The sequence below is a fragment of the Rhodoblastus acidophilus genome, from assembly GCF_025961575.1.
Lineage (GTDB): Bacteria > Pseudomonadota > Alphaproteobacteria > Rhizobiales > Beijerinckiaceae > Rhodoblastus > Rhodoblastus acidophilus_C.
The window spans coordinates 1-23981 of record NZ_JAOQNX010000048.1 but is presented as its reverse complement, the minus strand read 5'-3'; the positions used below and the strand labels follow the sequence as shown (position 1 = coordinate 23981).

Below are 23981 nucleotides of genomic sequence, written 5' to 3'. Positions count from 1 at the left end.
TGGCCAGGCGAGCGCGGGATCTCCGACCAGACGGCGATAAGATCTTCTTGAACGCCCTCGTCCCGCCTCATCGCCATCGCCAAAAACCCCGTCGACTTTACGTGACTCAAGGGAATCAGCGCCAGCCGACTTCGTCAACGGGCAGCTAGGTGCGGATCGACCTGGGGCTGCATTATAGCCTGCTCTCGCTGGTCGACGAGGGCGCCGATCTCGGCTGCGTATCGGCGAGTTGCCGAACTCCTCGCTGATCGAGCTGCGCGTCGGCGCGGCGCCGCGCCAGCTGATTGCCTCGCCCGGCTATTTGGCCGGCTGCGGAGAGTCGAGAGAGCCAACCGATCTGGCCGCCTACGATCTGATCTCGACCTTCAATCTCTCCATGCAGCCGGGCCTATGGCCTCGCGAGGCTCCAATCCAACTGTTGCGCCCAGCTGGCCGCCGTCCGCCGACACAAGGTGTCGGCCTTCATCGACGCAGCGGCGACTGCGCTACGCGCGAAGTTTGCCTGACGGATCGATGGTGGCGACAGGACGTCGGAACTCAGGCGCTCCGCAATTCGCGCGCGCGATGCCTATTCTTCCGCCGCCTTGGTCGCGGCCTTTTTCCTGACGGGCTTCTTCAAGGCGGCCTTTGTCGCCTTTACCGCCTCGATGGCCTTCACCGTCGCGCCAGCCTTCCGACCCAACCCGGCGCTCTTGGCCAACGAGGACCGTTGGGCCGAATAGTTAGGCGCCACGATTGGATAATCGGCCTTAAGGCCGAATGTCGTGCGATATTCGGCCGGAGACAAATTGTGTTCGGATTGGAGGTGACGCTTGAGGGATTTGAACTGCTTGCCGCAGCACAGGCACGTCAACGCATCCTGACCGATAGACTTCTTTACGGGAACCGCCGGTTCAATCCTTTTTGGTTCTTCAGCTTCAGTCACAACTGCGGTTCCGCTGGCCACCCCGAAAGCTGTCTTGACCGTCTCGATAACAGACGTGAGGTCTGCCGGCGCCACAGTGTTATTGGACAAATATGACGACAGGATTTGCGCCACCAGCGCCGTATTGTTATTCTCAGCCATTGGGTTCCTTCCGAATCGCCATTATGCCTGAGTATTGAAAAAGCGCCTTGGTCTTGAATAAGTCAATTGACGAATGATGCTAATGTTCTCTCGGTTAACGAGACCGACAATTTTGCTGATAGCGGTGGATGATCAAACAGCAGCTCAGTTCGATTGTCTTATGGCGCCGCGACGACTACGCTTGAATGATTTCTCGCCTCCTTTCGCGTAGATGACGGATTTTATGGGGACCCGCAGCCAGTCCTGAAGTGTTGCTCTGTCGTGATGCATGGCGCATCCGCCGCCGTTTTGATGCGAAAGGAATGAACACGCCCGACGAGCATGCCTCGCGCGCAGGGTCTGACCTGTTGCAAGTTGTTTCGCCAAAAGACTTTTCCAGCGAAACCCTGCTGGGTCAAGTTCGCGAAGAGGACGTTTTGGCTGTGCGCTCCCGAAGGCCGCATAAAAACGCAGGCTTTCTTTGTAGGGAAAATCCCCGTGACTTACGGGCCCGGGGGGGCTCCGTGTTCTTTTGGGGGACTGGGGCCGCGACCAGATTCCCAGCTGCCGCCGCCTCTGACGGTTCTGCATGGCGCCGCCCGAACGGCACGCGCGTCGCCGCTTGCTCCTCGGCGCGGCGGACTTCTGCGGCTCACCCCAGTGCATTCGGGTGCAAAGGTTTTTGATGCTTCAGTGGCCGCCGCACTCTGCGTTAACCATTCAATGCTATTTATTTTCAAATTGAATTTGAATCGCCGCTCATCTGAGCAACGGGCAAAGAGACTTTGCCGACCATGCCCGATGATCGTCGTCACGGTTTTGGAGGGGGAGGTCGTCGCATGCGCGTGCTTTTGATAGAAGACGACCGTTCCATCGCGCGAAGCGTCGAACTGATGCTCAAGGTCGAGAATTTCAATGTCTACACGACAGATCTCGGCGAGGAAGGTATCGATCTCGGCATGCTTTACGACTACGATATCATCCTGCTCGATCTCAACCTTCCGGACGTGTCGGGCTATGAGGTGCTGCGCGCTTTGCGCGTCGCGAAGATCAAGACGCCCATCCTAATCCTCTCCGGTCTCACCGGCATTGAGGACAAGGTCAAAGGACTGGGCTTCGGCGCGGACGATTATCTGACGAAACCCTTCCACAAGGACGAACTGGTCGCTCGGATCCAAGCGATTGTCCGCCGATCAAAAGGCCACGCCCAATCGGTCATCGCCATCGGCGACCTCGTCGTCAATCTTGATCAGAAGATGGTCGAAGTCGCCGGCGCCCGCGTGCATCTGACCGGCAAGGAATATCAGATGCTGGAGCTGCTTGCCCTGCGTCAGGGCACGACTCTCACCAAGGAAATGTTTCTCAATCACCTTTATGGCGGCATGGACGAGCCGGAACTGAAGATCATCGACGTCTTCATTTGCAAATTGCGGAAAAAACTCGCCAATGCCAGCAATGGCGGTAATTACATCGAAACCGTCTGGGGCCGGGGCTACGTGGCGCGCGAGCCGTTTGACGCCGGCGAGCGCATTACCGCCTGATCCTCGGCGCGATGCGCTCGGTGCCGCAGATGTGTCGGCGTTGGAGCCTTCGGCTGGCTGGAACTCAAGGGCTTGCTCTCGCTCAGTGCTTGCCCGGCTTGTCGCGCCAGGCGGCGCGCACGACGCGGCCGAATGCGCGATCCTTGCGCCGACGCTCTGCCAGACTGGCTGAATTGTAAGCCTCTTCCCTGGCCAGTTTACGCCAGCGCTCAAGCCGCGCGGCGTCGATCCGGCCCGCGTCGATCCCCGCGCGCACTGCACATCCGGGCTCCGTTTCATGTCGACAGTCCGAAAATCGGCGGCGTCGGGCGGCCTCGTCAATATCCGCGAAGACTTCCGCGAGGCCAGTCTCGACCCCGGCCAGCTGCAACTCGCGCCGCGCGGCTGATCCTGTCCGAAGCCTCGCTTGCCTTATTTCGAGAACATGTTTAGAGAACATGTTCTCTTAATCCATGCGACGATCAACCGCCATGCCCCGCCCATCCATGTCCACGCCGGAACTCGACGCCATCCGTCGCCGGTTGCTCGAAATCACCGGCGCCATCATCGCCGTCGACGGCTACGACGCTTTTTCCATGCGGCGGCTCGGCAAGGACGCCGGCATGAGCGCCAGCGCGCTCTACCGCTATTTTCCGGCGCGCCGGAATGTCCTCGTGGCCTATTGGTCGGACGCGCTCGGTGAGTTGACGCGCCGGGGCGACGCGGTCAGCCGCGACAACGCGGACCCGATCGCCAAGCTGAAGGCCATGCTGCTCGCCTATGCCGATTTCGCCATCGAGGACCGCGACCGTTTCCGGGTGTTGTTCATCGAAAACGACAAGGGACAATTCGCCGACCTCGTCGCCCTGGACGCGGCGGTGCGGCCCTATCGCCTGTTCATCGAGACGGTCGGCGCGGCCATCGAAGCGCGACAGATTCGCCCGCTGCCCGAGGCCGTGGCCGCTCAAATTCTCTGGGGCGCCGTCCATGGCGTCCTCACCCTGGCGGCCACCGTCAGCGAGATCGACTTCGGCAATGTCAGGGACCTCGCGGTGATTGCCGCGGACACTGCGCTGCGCGGTCTGAGCGCCGGCGAGCAGGAGGCCCCCGATGCAGCGTGACGGTCGCAGACTCACGATCATTGCGATTTCGGCGTTGGCGGGGCTCGCCGTCCTTGCCGCCTGCCAGGACACCACCCCGCCCCCGCCGGCGGCGCCGCGCCCGGTGCGGACGATGGTCGTCGATCTGCGCGACCGGGCCGAGACCATCAGCCAGACTGGCGACATTCGGCCGCGTTACGAATCCGACCTCGGCTTTCAGATCAATGGCCGGGTCGCCCGGCGTTTCGTCGATGTCGGCGCGCTGGTGAACCCCGGCGATGTGCTGGCGATCCTGGACGACAGCGACGTCGTCAACGAGCTCAAGGCGGCGGAGGCTGAAGTGCTCAGCGCGCAGGCTTCCGCGCAGGTCGCGCTGGCCGCATTCCGAAGACAGCAGCAACTGTTCGACAAGAAGATCGCGGCGCAAGCGGCGCTCGAAAACGCCGAAGCCGTCTGGAAAAGCGCGGAAGCCAAACAGCAGGCGGCGATCGCGGCGCGCGAAAACGCCGTCAACCGGCGCAATTATGCCGAGCTGGTGGCGACCGAAGCCGGCGTCGTCACCGCCATCGGCGCCAACCGCGGCCAGGTTGTCGGCGCCGGCCAGATGGTGGCGCGCGTCGCCTCCGCCGACGCGAGGGACGCCGTGTTCGCTGTGCCCGAACGCCTGATCGGCGGCGCGGCGATGGGCATGCCCGTTCATGTCGGCCTCGTCGCCGACCCCACCGTGACGACCCTCGGCGTCTTGCGCGAGATCAGCCCGGCGGCCGATCCGGTCACGCGCAGCTATCGCGTGCGCGTGACCCTGCCCAACGCCCCGGCCGCCATGACCTTCGGGGCGACCATCAACGGAACCGTCACCCTCGGCAACGGCCGCGTGATCGTCGTTCCCGGCTCCGCGATCACCAGCAGTTTCGGCGGTCCCGCCGTCTTCGTCGTCGATCCGGACACGGCCAGGCTCATCCTGCAGCCGGTGGTGATCGCGCGCTACGAAGACGGCGTCGCGCTGATCCGCTCCGGCCTGCGCGCCGGCGACCGCGTCGTCACCGCCGGCGTCAGCAAGCTGCGTCCCGACGAGACGGTGAAGCTGGAGCCCGCGCCATGACCACGCCGCCGCCGGAAAAGCGCGCCGCCTTCAACCTGTCCTCCTGGGCGCTCGACAACAAGCCTCTAGTCATCTTCCTCATGCTGGCCACGCTCATTGCGGGGCTGATGAGTTTCGCGCGTCTGAGCCGCAACGAGGACCCGCCGTTCACCATCAAAACCATGGTGGTGTCGGTGTCCTGGCCGGGGGCCACGACCCGGGACACGACGCTTCTGCTCACCGACCGGATCGAGCAGAAGCTGGAGGAAACGCCCTGGCTCGATCACCTCGACAGCTACACCCGCCCCGGCGAATCCGTGGTGCTCGTCAACCTGCGCGACGACACGCCGCCGGCGGAAGTGACCAAGATCTGGTATCAGGTGCGCAAGAAAACCGGCGACATCGCGGCGACGCTGCCCAATGGCGTGCAGGGCCCGTTCTTCGATGACGAATTCGGCGACACGTTCGGGATCATTTATGGCTTCACCGCCGAAGGCTTTTCCGACCGCGAATTGCGGGGCCGGCTCGACCAGATCCGCGCCGACCTGCTCAGGACCAGAGATGTCGGCAAGGTCAACCTGCTCGGCGTGCAGGAGGAGCAGATCGTCGTCGAATTCTCTCCCAAAAGGCTGGCCTCGTACGGGCTCGACGTACAGGCCGTGGTCCGGGCGATCCAGGCGCAGAATGCGGTGGCGCCGGCGGGCGTGATCCGGCTTTCCGACGAACAGATCGGCCTGTCGGTCTCCGGCGCGCTCGCCTCCGAGGCCAGCCTGAGCAGCATGACCCTCGCGGTCAACGGCCGCTTCCTGCCGCTGACCGATCTCGTCACCATCAAGCGCATCGCCGCCGATCCTCCGACGCCGCTGTTTCGCGTCAACGGGAAAAAGGCGCTCGGCCTCGCCATTTCCATGTCGCCGACCGGCAATCTGCTCGAGTTCAGCGCCGCCGTGAAAGCGCGCATGAGCCGGATCGCGGCCAACCTGCCGCATGGCGTCGACATGACCCTGGTTGCCGACCAGGGCGCAGTGGTGAAGGAGGCGGTCGACGGTTTCGTAAAGGTGCTGGCGGAAGCCATTGTCATCGTGCTCGCCGTCTCCTTCGTGTCGCTCGGCGCCCGCGCCGGCCTGGTCGTCACCTGCTCGATTCCGCTGGTGCTGGCGATGACCTTCACCGGCATGGAACTGGCGGGCGTCGGCCTGCACCGGGTGTCGCTGGGCGCGCTGATCATCGCGCTCGGCCTGCTGGTCGACGACGCCATGATCACCGTGGAAGCCATGGTCGGACGTCTCGAACGCGGCTGGGATCGCCACAGCGCCGCCAGCTACGCCTGGGACACCACCGCCTTCCCGATGCTGACGGGAACGCTGGTGATGATCGCGGGCTTTCTGCCGGTCGGCTTCGCCGCTTCCAGCGCCGGCGAATATTGCTTCTCGCTGTTCATGGTGATCCTGATCGCGCTGATCGCCTCCTGGATCGTCGCCGTTCTGTTCTCGCCCCTGATCGGCGCCTGGATTTTGCCAAAAACCATGGCGGCGCATAGGGCAGGCGAGGGCCAGTTCGGGCAGATGTTGCAGAAGCGGCTGGACCAGGCGCTCGCGCGCCCCGGCGTGACGCTTGGCGGCGCGACGGCGGCGCTCCTCTTGGCCTGTGTGGGCGCGACACAGGTGCAGGAACAATTCTTCCCGCCGTCGGACCGTTCGGAACTGCTGGTGAGCCTGAACCTGCCCAATGCCGCGTCGATCGACGCCACCGAGGCCGAGGCGAAAAAGCTCGAAGCACTGTTGCAGGACGATCCCGACGTCGCACGCTTCTCCACCTATGTCGGCGCGGGGGCGATCCGTTTCTATCTGCCGATGGATGTCCTGCTCAACAACGACAATATCGCGCAAACCGTCGTCGTCGCCAAAAGCCTTGCCGCACGCGATGCGATCAAGGCGCGGCTTGAAGCCGCCTTTCGCGACAACTTCCCCGATGTGGTGGCGCGCGCCTCGCCGCTTGAACTCGGCCCGCCGGTCGGCTGGCCCCTGCGATATCGCGTCACCGGACCGGACATCGCCAAGGTTTACGGCTACGCGCGCGACCTTGGCGGCTTGCTCGCCGGCGACAACGCCGTGCGCGACGTCAATTTCACGGCCGGCGATCCGCGCAAGACCATCGACATCGCCGTCGACCAGACTCTTGCGCGCGCCATTGGTTTGTCATCCGAGGACATTGCCAGCGCGCTGGCCCAGATTTTTTCGGGACGGCCGATCACGGCCGTGCGCGACCAGAATCGCCTCGTGCTGGTGAAGCTGCGCGGTGAAAATGTCGAGCGCAGCAGTCTCGCCACCGTCGCCAATCTGCAGATCACCGGCGCCGACGGGCGCGCCACCCCGCTTCGCCAGATCGCGACGCTGTCCTATGGTCTTGACGATCCCATCATCTGGCGCCGCAATCGCCAGCCAGTCATCACGGTCCAGGCCGACGCCGCGCCGAATGTGCAGCCGACCACGATCACCGCGCGCCTGCAGCCGGCCATCGACGCCTTCGCCGCCAAACTGCCGGACGGCTATTCCGTCGAACTCGGCGGTGCGGTCGAGGAGGCCGCCAAGGGCAACGATTCGATCGTGGCGGTGCTGCCGTTGATGATTGGCGTGATGATCACGCTGCTGATGTTGCAGCTGCGCAGTTTTTCACGAACCGCGCTCGCCCTCGCCATGGCGCCGTTCGGCCTGATCGGCGTGGTCGCCGCCCTGCTGCCGGCGGGCACGCCGATGGGTTTCGTCGCGCAACTCGGGGTGATCGCGCTGGCGGGCATGATCATCCGCAATGCGGTGATCCTGATCGAGGAGGTCGACGCCAACATCGCCCACGGCGCGACCGTGCGCGCCGCGGTGGTGGCGGCGACCCAGCATCGCGCCCGCCCCATCCTGCTGACTGCAAGCGCGGCAATCCTGGGCATGTTCCCGATCTCGCAACAGATTTTCTGGGGACCGATGGCTTATGCCATCATCGGGGGACTGGCCGTCGCAACCGTGCTGACGCTCAGCATGCTCCCGGCGGCCCTGCTGCTGCTGCTGTCTCACGTGCGCCACGAAGAAGTCTTGAGATGACGTAATGGGCCGGAGCGTCACTGGCTGTTCGGCGTCAGCATGAGTGAGACAAGAACGGGTTGATTGAGAACGGAGGGTTTCTGGCTCATCGTAGCCGCAAGGAGCGAAGATGAGACAGAAGCCCGGACCTGCGAGAGTTTCTTCAGATGCCAAGCCGCCGGCTGAAAAAGTTCTGAAAGACATTCGTCGTGCGACCCGTCGGCATTTTTCGGCCGAGGAGAAAATCCGCGTCGTGCTTGAGGGCCTGCGCGGCGAGGAGAGCATCGCTGAGCTTTGCCGGCGCGAAGGCATCGCCACCTCGATGTATTACGGCGGCTACGACCGAGGAGGTCAAGGCGCTCAAGCGCGAGGCGCAGGCGCTGAAGGAAGCGGTCGCCGACCTGACGCTGGAAAACCGCCTGCTCAAAAAAAGCGTGATCGCGGATGGGGACGAGGACCGGGAGGACGAGGCATGAGATATTCGCCCTCCGAGAAAGCTGAGATCATCCGGCTGGTCGAGGACTCGCATTTGTCAGCGAAGAAGACGCTGGAAAAGCTCGGCATTCCCCGCTCGACCTTTTATCGCTGGCTGGATCAGCTCCATGCCGGCGGCCCTGAGGCCCTGGCCGATCGTCCCTCGCGGCCGGGGCGCATTTGGAACCGTCTGCCCGAGACGATCCAGCGCGACATCGTCGTCATGGCGCTGGAGGCCCCGGATGAATTCCTCCTCGCGGCGACCGCGCAGAACTTGAGACGGCTCGCCAAGCTGCGCCCGATGGGCGGGCAGATGCAGCCGATTACGGCATAGGCCGCGCGCCAGGCGGCCACGCGCCGCAGGACCGAGTGACCAGGCGCCGCAATCTCGAAAGAAAATGATCGTTTCGGAGTGCAAAGTCGCTCACGCGACGACTTTTTCAACGAAATCGGCGAATAGCCGACCTGCACAGATGCGCTCAGCAAAAGCCGCTTGGCAGCCATGACCGGACACACATGAAAACTAAATGTTTATTGAAGGAAACTATGTTGCCACTGTCGCGGCTACTCGCCGGTGATCGCAGCGGGCCAGATGATTGTGCTGTTAACCGATCAGGATTTGCTGGCGTTTGCACGCGAGATCGGCGCGCTGATCGACCGATCAGAACTTTCTCGCGCCGAAAAGCGTGTCAAGGAAGCTATCGGACATGCCGGATCAGACGCCCTGATGGCCGCGAGCGATATTCCGGGCGGTTCGGTGCAGATCGAAGGGTGGCGCATGCTCTGCGCCAATCTGGTGAAAGCGGACGACGACTTACACAAGGCGCATGGCGCGCGCCTTACGCTTCTGGAATTGGGTCTGAAAAACGCCCCCAGCATTCCGCGCCTACAGTTGACGCAGAAATTTCACACTGGCTTCGAGCGGTACGAGAATGGCTATGTGCTCCCGGACGGCCATAGGTCTTATGCAGACGATACACCAGTTTACGTAAGTGGACTGGAAGCGCTGATGGCAGCGCAAAGGGTCCCGTGGCCAAGCTTGGACGCCGAAAGCGGAGTGCGGCACCAGTTCAGCGTCGATCACCTGTTGGCGGGCCTCCTGCTCGTCATCAAGGTCCATCGGATCTTTGACGACACTGTCGCTGCGCGCGGCCTGCCCTTACCCGTCAACGTCATTCTGGATACTTTGCCGAGCAGACCATACCCGCTCGATTATGATGATCTCGGCCCGCACACGAGACGCTTCATCGCCGCGCAAAACATAGCCGCCGCGCCGAACGGCTCCGCCGCTGAATTGCTGTCTGAACGCCAGGCCCAGGACGCCTGTGCTTATCAAGCCGAACTCAACGATCTTATTGCCTGGACGCGCGAGATTTTCCGCCTGCCGCGCATGTTTCCTTTCTACCGTTTTGTTCAGCGCCATCGCGCAGGCCAAATGGTGACACGCCATTTGAGACTCTTTTGCCTTGCGCTCAATATGAAGGCGGGGGGTGTGAGTTGGCGCATGAAGAACGCAGACTTCGAAGGTCTTCTCAGGCGTCTTGTCGAAGCCAAGAACCCGCCTTCGGTCGAAGACGCGCTCGATGTTCGTCACGTCAACGCTCTTCACAAGAAATGGCTGCAAATCGCCAGAACCCATAAATTCGAGATACCCGTCGAGGGGGCGAATCTCTTCGAGTTGACCTTGGCGCACGCCCTCAGATTCGGCGGCCCGATCACGCAGTGCCGGTGGGAGACAGCGAAAGACTATCCCCAAAACGCCTGGTAAACGGCTGCAAAGGAAGCAACTGCTGACCGTCCCGAACGCTTATTGGAAGGTCGCCTTTGAGCCGTTCAGTGCCGGATACCTTGAACGCCGCAGGACAAAAACCAGGGTCAAGCTGGAACTGACGCGATCGGCGGGGAGCGGGATTTCATCGAACGGCAGAAATCCACGGAATTCCACATCTAGTCAGCGGGGCGGCGGTCAATTCGGAGGAATTGCCTGAGGCCGTGCTGCTTGCAAGAGGCGATCCTCAATGACGGGCACGATAATGGACACGGTGGTCCCCGCGCCAAGTTGCGAGTCGATCGTGAGGTGTCCTGACCAGCTTTTCACAATTCCGCTCACCACCGCTAGCCCCATCCCGGTCCCCTGGCCGATCGGCTTGCTGGAGAAAAACGGCAGCAAGGCGCGATCGCAGGTGTTCGGGTCCATGCCGTCTCCATCGTCGACGACCGTGAGCCGAAGCGCCGAGCTTGCCAAGGCCGAGGTTTTGGGCGCCACGTCGGAACAATGTAAATTTGCGCGCGTCACCGAAACGACGATCTGACTTGCATGGGCATGGGTGGCGTTCTGGATCAGGTTGAGAAGAACTTGCGCCAGTTCATCTTCAACGATCATCGCACAGGAGTGCTCGTCGACCAATTCGCGAACGATCGACGGCCATTGCATCGAGACCGAACACACGAAGTCGAGCGCTTTGCAAACGGCCGGACCGAAAGGAATGCAAGCCACGTCTGGCGTCGCAAATCGCCCATATGCGAGAATGTGGCCCATGACGCCGGTGACGCGGCGGGCGCAATCCGCAACGATTTTCCAGTTTTGCCGATCGGGTGCTTCGTCGGGAAGGTCGAGAAGCGACAGTTCGCACAAACCGGCAATGGGTTGCATCAGGTTATTGACTTCGTGGGCCACGCTTCCGACCGTTTCGCCGAGCGTCTCCAGGCGCTGCCGCGCGCTTTCCGAATAGGCGACGCGGGATTCCGCCTCATGCCGAGTGGTCACATCGATGATGACCCCCAGCGCAGACCGCAGGCGTCCCTCGGCGTCATATTCGCGACGCACGCGGGCTTCCAGATGGCGCAATCCGCCGTCCTTGAGGTGGCGGACGCGGAAGGTGATGATGACGTCCTTGCCTTTTTGCGCCAACCAAGTTTTGAGCCGCGCCCTGACGCGCGCCTTATCCTCACGCATGATCGGGGTCCACAATTGTTCGATCGTGAGCGATTTCCCGTCATTGGGAACCCCGTAGATGGCTCTGGCTTCGGGGCTGAATTCCACCTTTCCCGTGACGAAGTCATGCCGAAAAGTCCCGATTCCGCCGATCTCAAGGCTCAATTGCTGTAGGTCTTCGGCCTGTCGGGCTGCGGTCACGTCGATGACGACGCCGAGCGCGCTGAGCGGGCTGCCATCGGGGCCGTAGTCCAGGCGCACGCGGGATTCGAAATGCCTTAGCTCGCCCGTCTCGACATGGTGGATGCGAAATGTTGCGTTCCGGACTGCTACGTCGCCTGCTTCAACGCCCTCCACGATTTCAGCCTTCATGCGCTCAAGATCCTCGGGCAGAAAGGGCGCCCACCATTGTTCGATCGTGAGCGGTTTTCCGTCGCGGGGAAAGCCGAACAAGGCCCTGGTCTCGGCGCTGCATTCCACCATCCCAGAGACGAAATCGCGGTGGACCACGCCGATGCTTCCGATCTCCATGCTCAATCGACGCAGTTCTTCGGCATGCCGCACCACGGTCATGTCGATCATGACCCCAGCCGTCGTGAGACGGCGGCCGTTGGGCGCGTAGACGTGGCGAACCCGCGCCTCGATCTGACGCACGATACCGGTCCCGGGGCGCCGAATACGAAACCCGATAACGCCTTCAGCGGCTTGGGCTGTCGCCGTCGCCTTGATCCATGATTGAATTTGCTGCCGATCCTCCGGCAGTATGAGCAACCACCATTGCTCTGCCGGAATTGGAGCGCTGTTTTTGGGAAGGCCTAAGATGGCCTTGGCTTCAGGGCCGCACTCGACGAAACCGGAGTCCCAGTCATGCCGAAAAGCACCGATTCCGTCGCCCTGCAGGCAGAGTCGCAACATCGCCTCGGCTTCGTGGGCGGAGGTGACGTCGATGAGGACGCCGAACGAACGGATCGGACGACCGTCCGGGTCGTATTCGATCTGCGCGCGGGCTTCGAGGTTGCGCACACGACCACAGTTCGAATGGAGCACACGCCAGTGCGCGCTGACTTCCGGAAGGCAACGGGCGGATGCGGTGGCGAATTGCGCTTTCGCACGCGCGCAGTCTTCCGGCATTAGCATCGATAACCATGTTGCGATGGAGACAGGCGATGCGCCAGGCGGCAAACCCATCAGCGCCTGTGTCTGGGGCGCGCAGCAAACCCGATCGGCGGCAAGATCGACATCGAACGCGCCAATCTGTCCGGTTTCCATGGTCACGCGCAGCAAAGCTTCGTTCGCGCGCAAACGATCCGTCTCCTCCCACGCGTCGGTGACGTCCTCCACGAGGGCTAGGCCGCGCGTCGGGCGCCCGGCTGCGTCGCGCGCGCAAACGGCCATGCCCAAGCGCAGCCGCGCGATCGTCCCGTCAGGTCGAACGCAGCGCACGTCTAAATCCGCGCGTCCCGCGCCCTCCGCCGCCTTGCGCCATTGCTCGATCAGGTGGTCCCGGTCTTCTGGATGGGTAATGTCCGAATGGACACGTCGCATCAGCTCCGGCTCCCTCCATCCGGTAATCTGGCAAAAATGCTCATTGGCGCTCAGGAGTCTCCCCGAGCCCGCCTCAAACTCGAAGAGACCGGACTTACGCATGTGGAAGATGGCGTTGACAGCAGACTGATAGTCTCGCAATCGCTCGACTTCGGCGATGCGGTCGGCTTCGTTTCGCGCAAGCGTGCCCGGTTCGTCGTTTGCGGTGCCGGAGACCAAGGCGCGCGCATCAGCGCGGCGCATTCCGAACGTTCTGTGAAACAGCGACGGCATTCCGGCCCCTTGAAGCGCGCGCAGGCGATATTCGCCGCCGACGAATGGGCTTCGGACATGAAGCGCGATAGGGAACCGTCATGATCTCCCGGTTGGGCGATCAGTCTGCCATTTTCCGGTTAATCGAAAGCTCTCGGGCTTGCGACCGTCTCGGACGGCCCTGGCCCCACGCGGCTTTCGAGGCCGCGAAGGCGCCATGGCGCAAGGCCCATACGAACGACGAGAATGGAGCAGAGCCAATCATTTCTGTTGCTTGGCCCGTGTTTCAGATTTTGCCACCTGAACGGCCGGTGAGCGTTCGGCTGCGGTCAGCGGCGTTGCAAGGCTGGATTCCCGCTAATGGGATGGACCGGCTGCTTCCCCCCACGGGATAGTCTGCGCAGACTGCACCCGTCAAAAGGAGAAGCACGCCATGCAAACCAAGACGGAGCAAGCGTTTCCCGATCTGATGTCGATCGGCATTGATATTGGCAAGGAGGTCTTTCACCTGGTCGGCTTTGGCCGCGACGGAAAGGTGGCTTTCCGCAAGAAGATCAAGCGGCTCGGCCTTGAGGACGTGTTTCGAAAGCTTCCGCCCTGCATCGTCGGGATGGAGGCATGCCTCAGCGCCCATTTCGTCAGCCGGACGCAGCGCGCGCTCGGCCATGAGCCGCGGATCATTCCGGCGATTTATGTGAAGCCTTTCGGTGCGCCCCGACGGCGCGCATTGCCAGTGGAGGTAGGATCCACCCAGAAACTTGTCGATTGATCTGGTAGCTGACGAGCGGTTCGGACGAGTAATCGGACGGATCGAAGCCTCGTGACAAAGGCCGCTTCGGGCGGTCGAGCAATCCAGCAGGCTGTAACGTGAGTGAAGCCTGAGCACGCCTCGAAAGTTACGATGCGGACGCCGACCCGATCGAATGGCGGGGAAGGCCGCGCAGGCAGGGAAGCAATCGACATGCGCACCTGTCTGGTCCGCCGGGGTAAGGGAAGCAAACGCGGCACGCCGCAAGGCGGGGTTGTCAGTCCGCTGCTTGCCAATCTGTACATGAACCGGTTCCTGAAGCATTGGCGTCAATCCGGCTGCGGCGAGGCTTTTCGCGCTCACATCATCTCTTACGCCGACGACTTCGTCATCCTCAGCCGCCGTTCCGCGGCCGAGGCGCTGACGTGGACGCGGGCGACGATGACCAAGCTCGGGCTGACGCTCAACGAGGCCAAAACTTCGCTGAAGAACGCGCGACAGGAGAGCTTCGATTTCCTTGGCTACACCCTTGGACCCCGCCGCTTCCCAAACGGGGGGCGTTGGTACTTGGGGGCAATCCCGTCCAAGAAAAGCGTGCAGCGGATCAAGAGAAAGGTCAGCGACTTGCTGAGGCCTGGAAACAAGGGCGCGTGGCCGGAAGTGCGCGCCAGTCTCAATCGCCTCCTGGGCGGGTGGGCTGCTTACTTCAGCTACGGCTCCCTTGCCCCGGCCTATCAGGCTGTTGATCGACACGTCTTCGACCGCGTGCTTGCCTTTCTGCGCAGACGACATCATGCGCCGAGCCGTGGCATTCGACGGTTCGCCCACGAGTTCGAAGGGCAACCCGGCGTGCTTGTGCTGAACCGCGTGCGTAAGACGTCGCCGACGTGTGCCTTGTGATGAAACTTGTCGGAAAGCCGGATGCGGGAAAGCCGCACGTCCGGTTTGATGAGCGGGGAGGGGAAACGGGGCGATTGGTCAAGCCTCAAGCTACCGCGCTTCTCCTCGACTCTACTGAAGGGGCAGAAGAACGATTACAACGACGCCGAAGCGATCGCCGAGGCGGCGCTGCGGCCCAACCTGCATTTCGTTCGCGAGAAGACGCAGAACGAGCTCGACCTCCAGGCTTGTCACCGCGTGCGGGATCGCCTGGTGTCGCGACGCACGGCGACCATCAACCAAATTCGCGCTTTTCTCATCGAGCAGGGCATCGCCGTCAGGACGGGCGCCAGAGCCCTTCGCAACTCGCTGTTCGAAATCTTGAAGAACCGCGCGGACGAGATTTCGTCCCGGATGAGCAATTTGATCGTCGGCCTCTACGAGGATTGGCTTTGGCTCGACGAGCGCATCGAGACGATCACCGGCGAGATCGAGGAAATCAGCCGTCAGGAAGCCAACTGCCAACGCTTGATGAGCATTCCAGGCGTCGGTCCGCTGATCTCGACCGGCATGGTGGCGGCGATCGGCGCGGGCGACGCCTTCGAACGCGGTCGCGATTTCGGCGCCTGGCTCGGCCTTGTCCCGCGACAGTATTCAACTGGCGGCAAGACTATCCTCGGCCGGATCTCGAAGCACGGAAGCCGCCATCTGCGAACGCTTTTCATTCAGGCGGCCAAGGTCATCCTAATGCGGCCGCAGAATTGGGAACGGTACAGTTTCGGTCCCTGGCTGAAAGCCGCCGCCGAGCGACTTCACCACAACAAGCTTGCGACGGCTCTGGCCAACAAGTTGGCGCGGATCGCGTGGAGTGTCCTGAGATACGGCAAGAAGTTCGATAGCCAAGATCGCGAGGCGCTCGCCGTTTAAGGCTGCGCCTCACGGAGTTCGCGACGGAAAAAAGAATGGAACGGATTGATGAGCGCGCCCTGAGTCTGACGGCTCATTTGGCTGCATGACAGCCGGACCGCTAATGAGACCAAAGGCGCGTGCGTATTCCCCATCAAGGCCACGGCCCGCGAGCCGACAAGTAGATCCTATGAGGGCTTTCGGCGGATAGTATTGTATTCGTCCGCTTAATCTTGCTTGCAAAAGGATGCTGATATGACCCACGCACCTGGCGCACTGCCCACCCCTACTTCTGTTGATTACGAGCAGACACTCATCCTTGCCATCGAGCTGAGCAACTTGAGTTGGGTGCTGGCTGCTCAAGTGAGGCCGGATACATATAAGCGACGTCCGACAGCCTGCGAGTTTCCAGTTGCGAATAGCAGCCGGTCCATACAAATGAGCCGATCATTGCCGAAGACCCTGAACGCCGCAGGAATTCAGCCACGGCCGAGCTACATCTGACGCAATCGGCGGGAACCTGCCGTAGGTCGAGCGAGCACTTTTGAGGATTAAGCGGCCATCCAAACATGCGTGCTTCTTGACCGTTGCGCTTCGATCGCCGCCATGCCCACTGAAGGGGAGCAAAGAAACGAAAAATATTCAAAAATATAGCGCTTTTTTTTACTTTTCCTGATGCGGCGTAACTTTCCGTGCATCGAATCGCGTGTGACCGGCGTTTTGCTATTGAAAGAAGGCAAATCACGTGATCACAGCCATGTGCCTCGCCACTGCCCTAGAAAATCCGGCGCGGCTGGCTGCCCTCCGCGAAACCTACCTGCTCGACAGCCCGCCCGACCAGGCCTTCGACCGGCTTGCAAATCTTGCGCGGCGGGTGCTAGACGTTCCCGTCGCGGCGGTTTCGCTGGTAGACACGGACCGTCAGTTCTTCAAGAGCAGTCCGGGCTTACCAGAGCCATGGACTTCGCGGCGGGAGACGCCGCTTTCGCATTCCTTCTGCCAGCACGTTGTAGCATCTGGCAAACCGCTGGTGGTCGAGGATGCGCGCGATGTTGCCTTCCTGCGCGACAATCTCGCCATCCGCGACCTGAATGTGATCGCCTACCTCGGCATTCCCCTTCGGACGCCAGATGGGCAGACAATCGGAAGCTTCTGCGCCATTGACGCCAAGCCCAGATCATGGGCGCCTGAAGACGTCGGCATCATGGGCGACCTCGCGGAATCCGTCATGAGCGAGGTCGCCCTCCGGCACGGCGCGATCAGCGCCTTGCGGGAAAGCAATGCGCGACTGCATAAGGTTCTGGAGGTCGAGACCGTCGGCGTGATGTTCTGGGATGTTCAAACGGGGCGCCTGACCGACGCCAACGAGACGTTCCTCAAAATGACGGGCTACGACCGTCAGGACATCGAGGCGGGTGAGCTGAGCTGGCAAAATCTCACGCCGCCCGAATACCACCAGGCGAGCCGCGCCGAGCTGGCGAAATTCGCGGCTACCGGACACATAGGGCCCTACGAGAAGGAATATTTCCACAAGGACGGCGCGCGGCAGTGGCTCGTCATTGCCGGCAGTTCGTTGGGGGGAAACTGCTGCGTGGAGTTTTGCGTCGATATTTCTGCTAGGAAGCAGGCCGAGGCGGCGGTCTTGGCAATGAACGCCTCGCTTGGTGAGCGTATCCAATCGGCGGTCGCCGAACGGGAGGCCGCATTGACGCGGCTGGCGCAGGCGCAGCAGCTGAACGCGTTGGTACAACTCGCCGGCGGCGTCGCACACGATTTCAACAACATCGCCCAGGCGGTGACGGGCGGCGCGAGCATGATCGACCGTCATGCCGAAGATCCCGAGAAGGTTCGCCGTTTCGCGGGCATGATTTCGGACGCCTCGGCGCGCGCCGCCTCGGTCACGCGACGCTTGCTGGCGCTGGCCCGGCGCGGCGACCTGAAGCCGGAATGCGTCGAGATCGCGTCCGTGCTCGTCGGCCTGCGCGAGATTCTCGTCCATACGATTGGGCCCGGCTTGACCTTGCAGGTGGACGCCGAGGTCGACTTGCCGCCGACGCTGGTGGACAAGGGTCAGTTGCAAACGGCGCTGATCAATCTCGCCACCAATGCGCGCGACGCCATGGCGGGGTCCGGCGTGATTGCCTTCACCGCGACACGGGCGCCCCTGCCGCAGGGCCGTCAGGACATTGGCCTCGCGCCGGCAGATTATGTGCTTATCACGGTCGTGGACACCGGCGCCGGCATGGACGCCGCGACGCTCGACCGGGCGATGGAGCCGTTCTTCACGACCAAGGCGCAGGGCAAGGGGACAGGTCTTGGTTTGCCGATGGCGCGCGGTTTCGCCGAGCAATCGGGCGGCGCGATGACCATCGACAGCAGCCTAGGACTGGGCGCCACGGTTTCAATGTGGCTGCCCGCCGCAGAAAGGACGAATGCCGCGTCGTCGTCCTGCACGGAACCAAGTTCGCGCCCTCAAGCGGATACGCGTGTGCTGCTCGTCGACGACGAGGACGATGTCCGCGAAGTGCTCAAGGGCGAACTCGTGGATGCGGGCTTCCAAGTCGTGGACGCCGCCGGAGGCGTGCCCGCGCTTGCGTTGATCAACGCCGGCGAACGCGTCGACTTGCTGGTGACGGACCTGTCGATGCCCGGCATGAATGGAGTGGCGCTGATCCGCGCCGCGCAGGAGAGGCGGCGCGGACTGCCGGCCCTGCTCCTGACCGGATATGCCGGGGCCGCCGCATGCCTCGCTATCGGTGAAGAAGGCCACGGACCAATCCAGCTGCTCCGCAAGCCCGTTACCGGCATCGAACTGGCGGAGCGCGCGGCGGAGATTCTGAAAAAGACCTGAAGACTTGCCCCGGAGCGGGATGAACCGCGCCGGGTTTGGCGGAGGCTCCGAATCCAAAATAGGATGGAGCCGTTATGAGCACTACGACCAATAAATTTTCACCTGAAGTTCGCGCCCGCGCGGTGCGGATGGTTTTGGATCATGAGGGCGATCATGGCTCGCGCTGGGCGGCGGTGTCGTCAGTGGCTTCGAAGATCGGCTGTTCGCCGCACACCCTGCGCGAATGGGTCAACAAGGCTGAAGTCGATGCCGGCAAGCGCTCCGGCGTGCCGAGCGAGGTCGCCGAGAGGCTTAAGGCGCTGGAGTGTCAATCAGCGCGGAATCGGGACCCCGGTTTTGCGTCCAAAAGGGACCCCTTCGGCCGATACAGTTGCTCAACGTAGCGCGCGCCCGGGCGAAGCTGGCCGGGGTTGCGCAGCCCGGGCGCGCGCGGCGGCGTGAAGCCGGCGGTTGAAGGTCAGGACCGGTTCTTGAAGCGCCAGCTCTCGTTGCCGGTTTCGACGATGTCGCAGTGATGCGTGAGGCGGTCGAGCAGCGCGGTCGTCATTTTGGCGTCGCCGCCAAAAACGCTCGGCCATTCGCCAAAGGCGAGATTGGTCGTCACGATGATCGAGGTGCGCTCGTAAAGGCGGCTGATCAGGTGGAACAGCAACTGGCCGCCGGCTTGGGCGAAAGGCAGATAACCGAGTTCGTCGAGCACGACGAAGTCGAGGCGCGTCAGGTAATCGGCGAGCCGGCCCTGTCGCCCAGCGCGGGTTTCCGCCTCCAACCGGTTGACGAGGTCGACCGTGTTGAAGAAGCGCCCGCGCAGTTTGGCGCGGATGCAGCTGCGGGCGATGGCGATGGCCAGATGCGTCTTGCCCGTGCCGGTTCCGCCGATCAGGACGATGTTGCGCTGCTCGGCGACAAAGCCGCCGCGCGCGAGGTCGCGGACCAGAAGCTCATTGACGGCGCCGCCGGCAAAATCAAAATCGTCGAGGTCCTTGGCCAGCGGCAGTTTGGCGATCGTCAGCTGATATTTGATGGAGCGCGCCTGCTTCTCGGCGATCTCGGCGGCCAGCAGATCGCCGACGACCTGCGGCGGCTCATGCTGGCGCTTGATGGCTTTGGACATGACGTCGTCGTAGGCGGCGCGCATGCCGAACAGCTTGAGTTCGCTCATGAAGTCGAAGATTTGCGTGCGTTCCATCAGTGCAATCTCCTCAATTGATCGTAGCGGGCGCAATCGGCGACCGGCGCGCACTGGAGCTTGAGCGCGTCGGGCGTGGCGATGGTGAGCGGCGGCGGCGGATCGCGGCGGCGCGCCAGAATGTTCAGAACGACGTCGGCGGAATGGACGTTGTCGGCGAGCGCCTCGGCGCAGGCGGCTTCGACCGCCGTCAGGCCGTCGTCGAGCGCCGCCGCGAGGATTTTCACCATCTGCCGGTCGCCGTCGTCGGAGCCGGCAAGCTTTTTGCGGATCTGCTCGATCGCTCCGGGCAGCAGCCAATCCTTGAAGGGGGCGCCGTTGCGCAGCGCGCCCGGCTTTTTCGCCAGCACCGGAACGTAATGCCAGGGATTGTAGGCCGTCTCGCCGCGGCCGAAGCGGCGCTGATGTTCGCCGACAATCATGCCGTCCTGGCGGATGACGATGCGGTCGGCGTAAGCCTGGAGTTCGACGGGACGGCCGACGGCGCTGGCGCGCACCGAGTATTTGTTGTTGTCGAAGCGCACCAGGCAGGTTTTCGACACGGGGCATTGCGTGGCGTGGAAACCATCGAAGCGGCCCCGCACCTGAACAAGCTTTGGCCGTTCGTCCTCGAAAACCTCGAAGATCGTCTTGTCCGCGATCTCGGGATGCTTGTGCGCCTTGGCGTAGGCGACGCATTTGTCGAGCAGAAAGGCGTTCAACTCATCCAGGTTCTTGAAGCGCAGGCGCGGCGTAAAGAACCGCTCGCGCACCAGACCAACCTGGTTTTCGACCTGGCCTTTCTCCCAGCCGGAGGCCGGGGTGCAGGCGACGGGCTCGACGAGATAATGCGAGCACATTTGCAGGAACCGCCTGTTGTACTTGCGTTCCTTGCCGACGAAGATCGCATCGACCGCGGTTTTCATATTATCGTACACGCCGCGCGTGCACGCCCCTTTGAAGAAGGCGAAGCCGCGGTCGTGGGCGTCGAACACCATCTCTTGCGTCTCGCGCGGATAGGCGCGCGCGAACAGCATGCGGCTGTGGCAGAGCCGCATGTGCGCCACTTTCACGGTCACCGTCGCGCCGTTCAGCACGACGATCTCGTGGGACCAATCAAACTGATAGGCTTCACCGGGCGCAAAGATCAGCGGCACGAAAGCCGGCGCCGTCGCCGCACCGCGCGCCTTGCGCCAGCCGATCGCATAGCGGCGAACGGCGTCATAGCTGCCTCCGTAGCCGAGGCCGCGCAATTCCTCGAACAACCGGATGAAAGTCAGTCGCTCCCGCGCCGGCTTGCAGTCGTTTTCCAGCAAAAGTGCGTCGAGTTGCTCGCGCCAGGGTCCGATCTTGGGCTGAGGCTGCGTTCCGCGTTCGTAGCGAAACTCGGTCGCGTCCGAGCGGATCACTTTCCGCAAAACTTTCCGCGACACATGCAGCGTCCGGCAGATTTCCTTGATCGTCTTCTTCTGATGAAAAAACGCCAGGCGAATTTTGGCGATTGTCTCCACAACCAGCATTCCAATCTCGGCCTCCGACAAATCAGGAGGCCAGTGTGGACCCTCAGCCCCGGGGTCCCGATTGGATGCAAATCACCCCAAAGCTGGGGTCCTTATTCCATGCAAAAACACATGCGATCCTTGTCCATGGTCATGGCTCCTGTCGTTAAGGGTTTCACGGGCGCATTGAGAGACTTCCGGCCAAAGCGAAGACGCCAAGAACCGTCAGCGCGGATGTATCCTTGGGTGTTGCGCCAACCGCAGGTCGCTCACGCCACTCGTGCAGACAAATCCTAGCTTTCATTGCGCGCCGCCCGACAGGATCGGAATGTACTCACCAGGGGACGGCTTTTCCCCTCCCTTCAAGCACGCCATCCCGAACAAGCGCGGCCGGCGGCGAAACAGTAAAAGCACTGTGGCAATGCTCCCGCCAGCCCGGTCATGAGTGTTTTCCGACGCTGTCGGCGCCGAGCAAAGATCGGCCACCCTCCCCGCATTCCGGATACGCGCCTCGATTGGCGCATCCGTTTGGCCCAAGGGACGACGCGAAGCGCGGGCGTTCCGCCAAGGGTCTCCTCCAAACCATGGAGTTCAGAAATGTCTCGTTGGCTGACCCCACCCTATGTGATTCCCGCCACGCTCGTCCTGTTCGTCCTGCTGGGCTGGTTCATGCGAACGCACGGCTAAAGAAACGCCTGCCACCCCATCGATCCTAGGCAGGACGCCATCGAGATCGGCTGACGTTCAGATCGTGGCGGGCGCGCGACTGTTTGCCTGCTTGCGCCAAAGGCGCTGCGGCCGTGGGGACAGGTTTTTCCAGCGGCCTTTCGGCTGCGCAGAGAATAGGAAGACCAAATGGAACAGGCCATAATCCATGGAGGCGTCGTTCGCAGACTGTGGCCGGCAGACTTCCCGGCGCTCTGTGACCATCTGTTGCGCCTGGATTCGCAGAGCCGTTACGACCGCTTCGCCATGGCGGTCAATGACGACTTTCTGATCCGCTACGCCGAGCGCTGTTTCGGCATCGATGATTTGATATACGGCTATTACGTGGATGGCGTCTTGCGTGGCGCGGGTGAATTGCGCTCCGTCAGCAAAAAAATCTTCGGTGGCTTGGTCGAGGCGGCCTTCTCCGTCGAAAGCGAGTGGCGTCGTCGCGGCGTGGGCACAGAGTTGATGTCGCGCATCGTGCGAGCGGCGCGCAACCGCCGCGCCGAAACGATCTACATGACCTGTCTCGCCCAGAACGTGGCGATGCAGGGGCTGGCGCGCAAGTTCTCCGCCGATCTTCGCTTCGAAACCGACGACCAAACCGGCAAGCTGGTGGTGCGCTCCCCAAACGCCGCGTCGGTCTGGGGCGAGTTCGCCGACAACGCGACCAGCTTTGCAACGGCCATGCTGGACTTGCAGACCCGCGTGTTCTCAATGCAGCCGCGTGGCATGTATAAAGCGCAGCGCAATCGGAGAGCTTGAAGCAAGGTCATAGCGCGCGAGAGAAAGAGGCATGAACGCGCTTGCGTTCACACGGCTGTGCCGACGAGGGCGCCAACGCCTGCGGTCATGGCCATGGCCAGCGCGCCCCAGAACGTGACGCGCGCCGCGCCCGCAACCACATTCGCGCCACCGGCGCGCGCCGCCAGCGCGCCCATCCCCACGAGCGACAGCAGCGATCCGCCCGCCACGAAGGCGACCATGTGGTCGCCGGGGGCCAGAGTGGCGACGAGAAGCGGAATTGCCGCCCCCGCGGCAAAGGCAGCGGCGGAGGCGAAGGCCGCCTGAATTGGACGCGCCATGAGCGTTTCTGAAATGCCGAGTTCATCGCGCGCATGCGCGCCAAGGGCGTCATGCGCCATGAGTTGCGCGGCTACGGTGTCCGCGAGCGCGGGATCGAGACCACGGCCGACATAAATGGCGGCAAGCTCGGCGTGTTCGCCCTTGTCGTTTGTGCTGAGCTCCTGCCTTTCGCGTGCGAGGGCGGCCTGCTCCGCGTCGGCCTGCGAATGAACGGAGACATATTCCCCCGCCGCCATCGACATGGCGCCGGCGACCAGACCGGCTACGGCCGCGACCAGGATCGCGCTGCGCGTTCCATGCGCGGCGGCCACGCCCAGCACCAGGCTTGCGGTCGAGAGCAGCCCATCGTTCGCGCCCAGAACCGAAGCGCGCAACCAGCCAATGTTTCCCGTCAGGTGTTGTTCGCTGTGCAGCGCCCGCATGGACTGGATCCCGATGTTGGCTAAGGATTGCTACAAATCATGCAGGCGCCGGACCGCTGATCAATCTTGGACATCATCGACCGTGACTGACGTTACCGCCGCAATGGCGGCCGCCGCCACGCGCGCGCGCCAAGTTAACCGATTGGCACGTCTATCCGCAAAAAGCTCCTCGCGGGCCCGAGCGAACTGCACCGCTCTCGAAAAAGAATGATGGCGCCGCTTTCAACGCCTGGGAAATCCTCCGGAGGTGTACGGCTGAAATCCGGCTGTCGCCCAACTCATAATTCAGCATCTCAAAGTTCGAGACGCCAATCTTCTCGGCGAGCGCCTCCAGCCTCACGTTCGACAACAGGCGAAGCATTCGCACCCTGGCTCCGACGTGAACGTCGATGGGGTTTGGAGCGAGCGATGATGTTCCAAAGGCAAACGGCCCTGTCACTTTCTGCGCCATATCTCAATCCTCGAATCGGACCGGCGCGAACGCGCCCAAGCCAACGTGCCGCTTGCTCAACTGCCCGTTGACGAAGTCGGCTGGCGCTGATTCCCTTGAGTCACGTAAACTCGACGGGGTTTTTGGCGATGGCGATGAGGCGGGGCGAGGGCGTTCAAGAAGATCTTATCGCCGTCTGGTCGGAGATCCCGCGCTCGCCTGGCCACGCCTTTTACGACAAGCTGCAAAAGCTTCTGCGCG

The 23981-nt window shown here is 62.5% G+C and carries 15 protein-coding genes and 4 pseudogenes; 12 read left to right on the top strand and 7 right to left on the bottom strand.

The window, feature by feature from the left end; genetic code table 11:
- Positions 1 to 568: 568 nt before the first annotated feature.
- Positions 569 to 1066 (bottom strand): MucR family transcriptional regulator, encoded by a 498-nt coding sequence (locus M2320_RS22270; RefSeq protein ID WP_264599177.1) that lies wholly within the window; start codon positions 1064 to 1066, stop codon positions 569 to 571.
- Positions 1067 to 1884: 818 nt separating this feature from the next.
- Here M2320_RS22270 and ctrA point away from each other — a divergent pair.
- On the top strand, positions 1885 to 2586 hold the full coding sequence (gene ctrA / locus M2320_RS22265; RefSeq protein WP_264599176.1) for a response regulator transcription factor CtrA: 702 nt from the start codon (positions 1885 to 1887) through the stop codon (positions 2584 to 2586).
- Positions 2587 to 2668: 82 nt separating this feature from the next.
- On the opposite strand, the gene M2320_RS22260 is transcribed toward ctrA, so the two are convergent.
- The gene (locus tag M2320_RS22260) at positions 2669 to 2842 is read right to left on the bottom strand and encodes a hypothetical protein (RefSeq protein WP_264599175.1); all 174 of its coding nucleotides are present in this window, start codon (positions 2840 to 2842) and stop codon (positions 2669 to 2671) included.
- A gap of 214 nt (positions 2843 to 3056) precedes the next feature.
- Here M2320_RS22260 and M2320_RS22255 point away from each other — a divergent pair, with 214 nt between their 5' ends.
- From M2320_RS22255 to M2320_RS22235, 5 genes and pseudogenes are all read left to right on the top strand, one after another.
- Positions 3057 to 3686 carry a TetR/AcrR family transcriptional regulator gene (locus M2320_RS22255; RefSeq protein WP_264599174.1) on the top strand — a complete coding sequence of 210 codons (630 nt, stop codon included), beginning with the start codon at positions 3057 to 3059 and terminating at the stop codon, positions 3684 to 3686.
- Positions 3676 to 4767, top strand: coding sequence for an efflux RND transporter periplasmic adaptor subunit (locus M2320_RS22250; protein WP_264599173.1), 1092 nt, complete (start codon positions 3676 to 3678; stop codon positions 4765 to 4767). The genes M2320_RS22255 and M2320_RS22250 overlap by 11 nt, the downstream gene beginning before the upstream one ends.
- A complete protein-coding gene (locus M2320_RS22245; protein WP_264599172.1) occupies positions 4764 to 7838 on the top strand; it encodes an efflux RND transporter permease subunit in 3075 nt (1024 codons plus the stop codon). The genes M2320_RS22250 and M2320_RS22245 overlap by 4 nt, the downstream gene beginning before the upstream one ends.
- Positions 7839 to 7947: 109 nt before the next feature.
- Positions 7948 to 8535: pseudogene (locus tag M2320_RS22240) on the top strand (helix-turn-helix domain-containing protein); the annotation flags it as partial.
- Between the two features lie 348 nt (positions 8536 to 8883).
- The gene (locus M2320_RS22235; RefSeq protein WP_264599171.1) at positions 8884 to 10059 is read left to right on the top strand and encodes a hypothetical protein; all 1176 of its coding nucleotides are present in this window, start codon (positions 8884 to 8886) and stop codon (positions 10057 to 10059) included.
- Between the two features lie 198 nt (positions 10060 to 10257).
- On the opposite strand, the gene M2320_RS22230 is transcribed toward M2320_RS22235, so the two are convergent.
- A complete protein-coding gene (locus M2320_RS22230; protein WP_264599170.1) occupies positions 10258 to 13044 on the bottom strand; it encodes a PAS domain-containing protein in 2787 nt (928 codons plus the stop codon).
- A gap of 412 nt (positions 13045 to 13456) precedes the next feature.
- On the opposite strand from M2320_RS22230, the pseudogene M2320_RS22225 reads away from it, so the two are divergent.
- The 5 genes and pseudogenes from M2320_RS22225 to M2320_RS22205 form a co-directional block, all read left to right on the top strand.
- Positions 13457 to 13729, top strand: a pseudogene (locus tag M2320_RS22225) (IS110 family transposase); the annotation flags it as partial.
- Positions 13730 to 13984: 255 nt separating this feature from the next.
- Positions 13985 to 14671 (top strand): reverse transcriptase domain-containing protein, encoded by a 687-nt coding sequence (locus M2320_RS22220; protein ID WP_264599169.1) that lies wholly within the window; start codon positions 13985 to 13987, stop codon positions 14669 to 14671.
- 21 nt (positions 14672 to 14692) lie between these two features.
- Entirely contained in the window at positions 14693 to 15577 is an 885-nt protein-coding gene (locus M2320_RS22215; RefSeq protein ID WP_319801465.1) for an IS110 family transposase, read from the top strand.
- 724 nt (positions 15578 to 16301) lie between these two features.
- Entirely contained in the window at positions 16302 to 18407 is a 2106-nt protein-coding gene (locus tag M2320_RS22210; protein ID WP_264599168.1) for a GAF domain-containing protein, read from the top strand.
- 74 nt (positions 18408 to 18481) lie between these two features.
- Positions 18482 to 18712 (top strand): annotated as a pseudogene (locus M2320_RS22205) (transposase); the annotation flags it as partial.
- Between the two features lie 152 nt (positions 18713 to 18864).
- Here the strand turns inward: M2320_RS22205 and istB are convergent.
- Positions 18865 to 19596 carry an IS21-like element helper ATPase IstB gene (gene istB / locus M2320_RS22200; protein ID WP_264599167.1) on the bottom strand — a complete coding sequence of 244 codons (732 nt, stop codon included), beginning with the start codon at positions 19594 to 19596 and terminating at the stop codon, positions 18865 to 18867.
- Positions 19493 to 21095, bottom strand: a pseudogene (gene istA / locus M2320_RS22195) (IS21 family transposase). Before istA ends, istB begins: the two are co-directional and overlap by 104 nt.
- 834 nt (positions 21096 to 21929) lie before the next feature.
- On the opposite strand from istA, the gene M2320_RS22190 reads away from it, so the two are divergent.
- A complete protein-coding gene (locus M2320_RS22190; RefSeq protein WP_264599165.1) occupies positions 21930 to 22547 on the top strand; it encodes a GNAT family N-acetyltransferase in 618 nt (205 codons plus the stop codon).
- A 47-nt stretch (positions 22548 to 22594) separates the two neighbouring features.
- Here the strand turns inward: M2320_RS22190 and M2320_RS22185 are convergent, their stop codons facing one another.
- Positions 22595 to 23290, bottom strand: coding sequence for a VIT1/CCC1 transporter family protein (locus M2320_RS22185; RefSeq protein ID WP_264599164.1), 696 nt, complete (start codon positions 23288 to 23290; stop codon positions 22595 to 22597).
- A gap of 151 nt (positions 23291 to 23441) precedes the next feature.
- A complete protein-coding gene (locus tag M2320_RS22180; protein WP_264599163.1) occupies positions 23442 to 23741 on the bottom strand; it encodes a helix-turn-helix domain-containing protein in 300 nt (99 codons plus the stop codon).
- Positions 23742 to 23981: the final 240 nt, after the last annotated feature.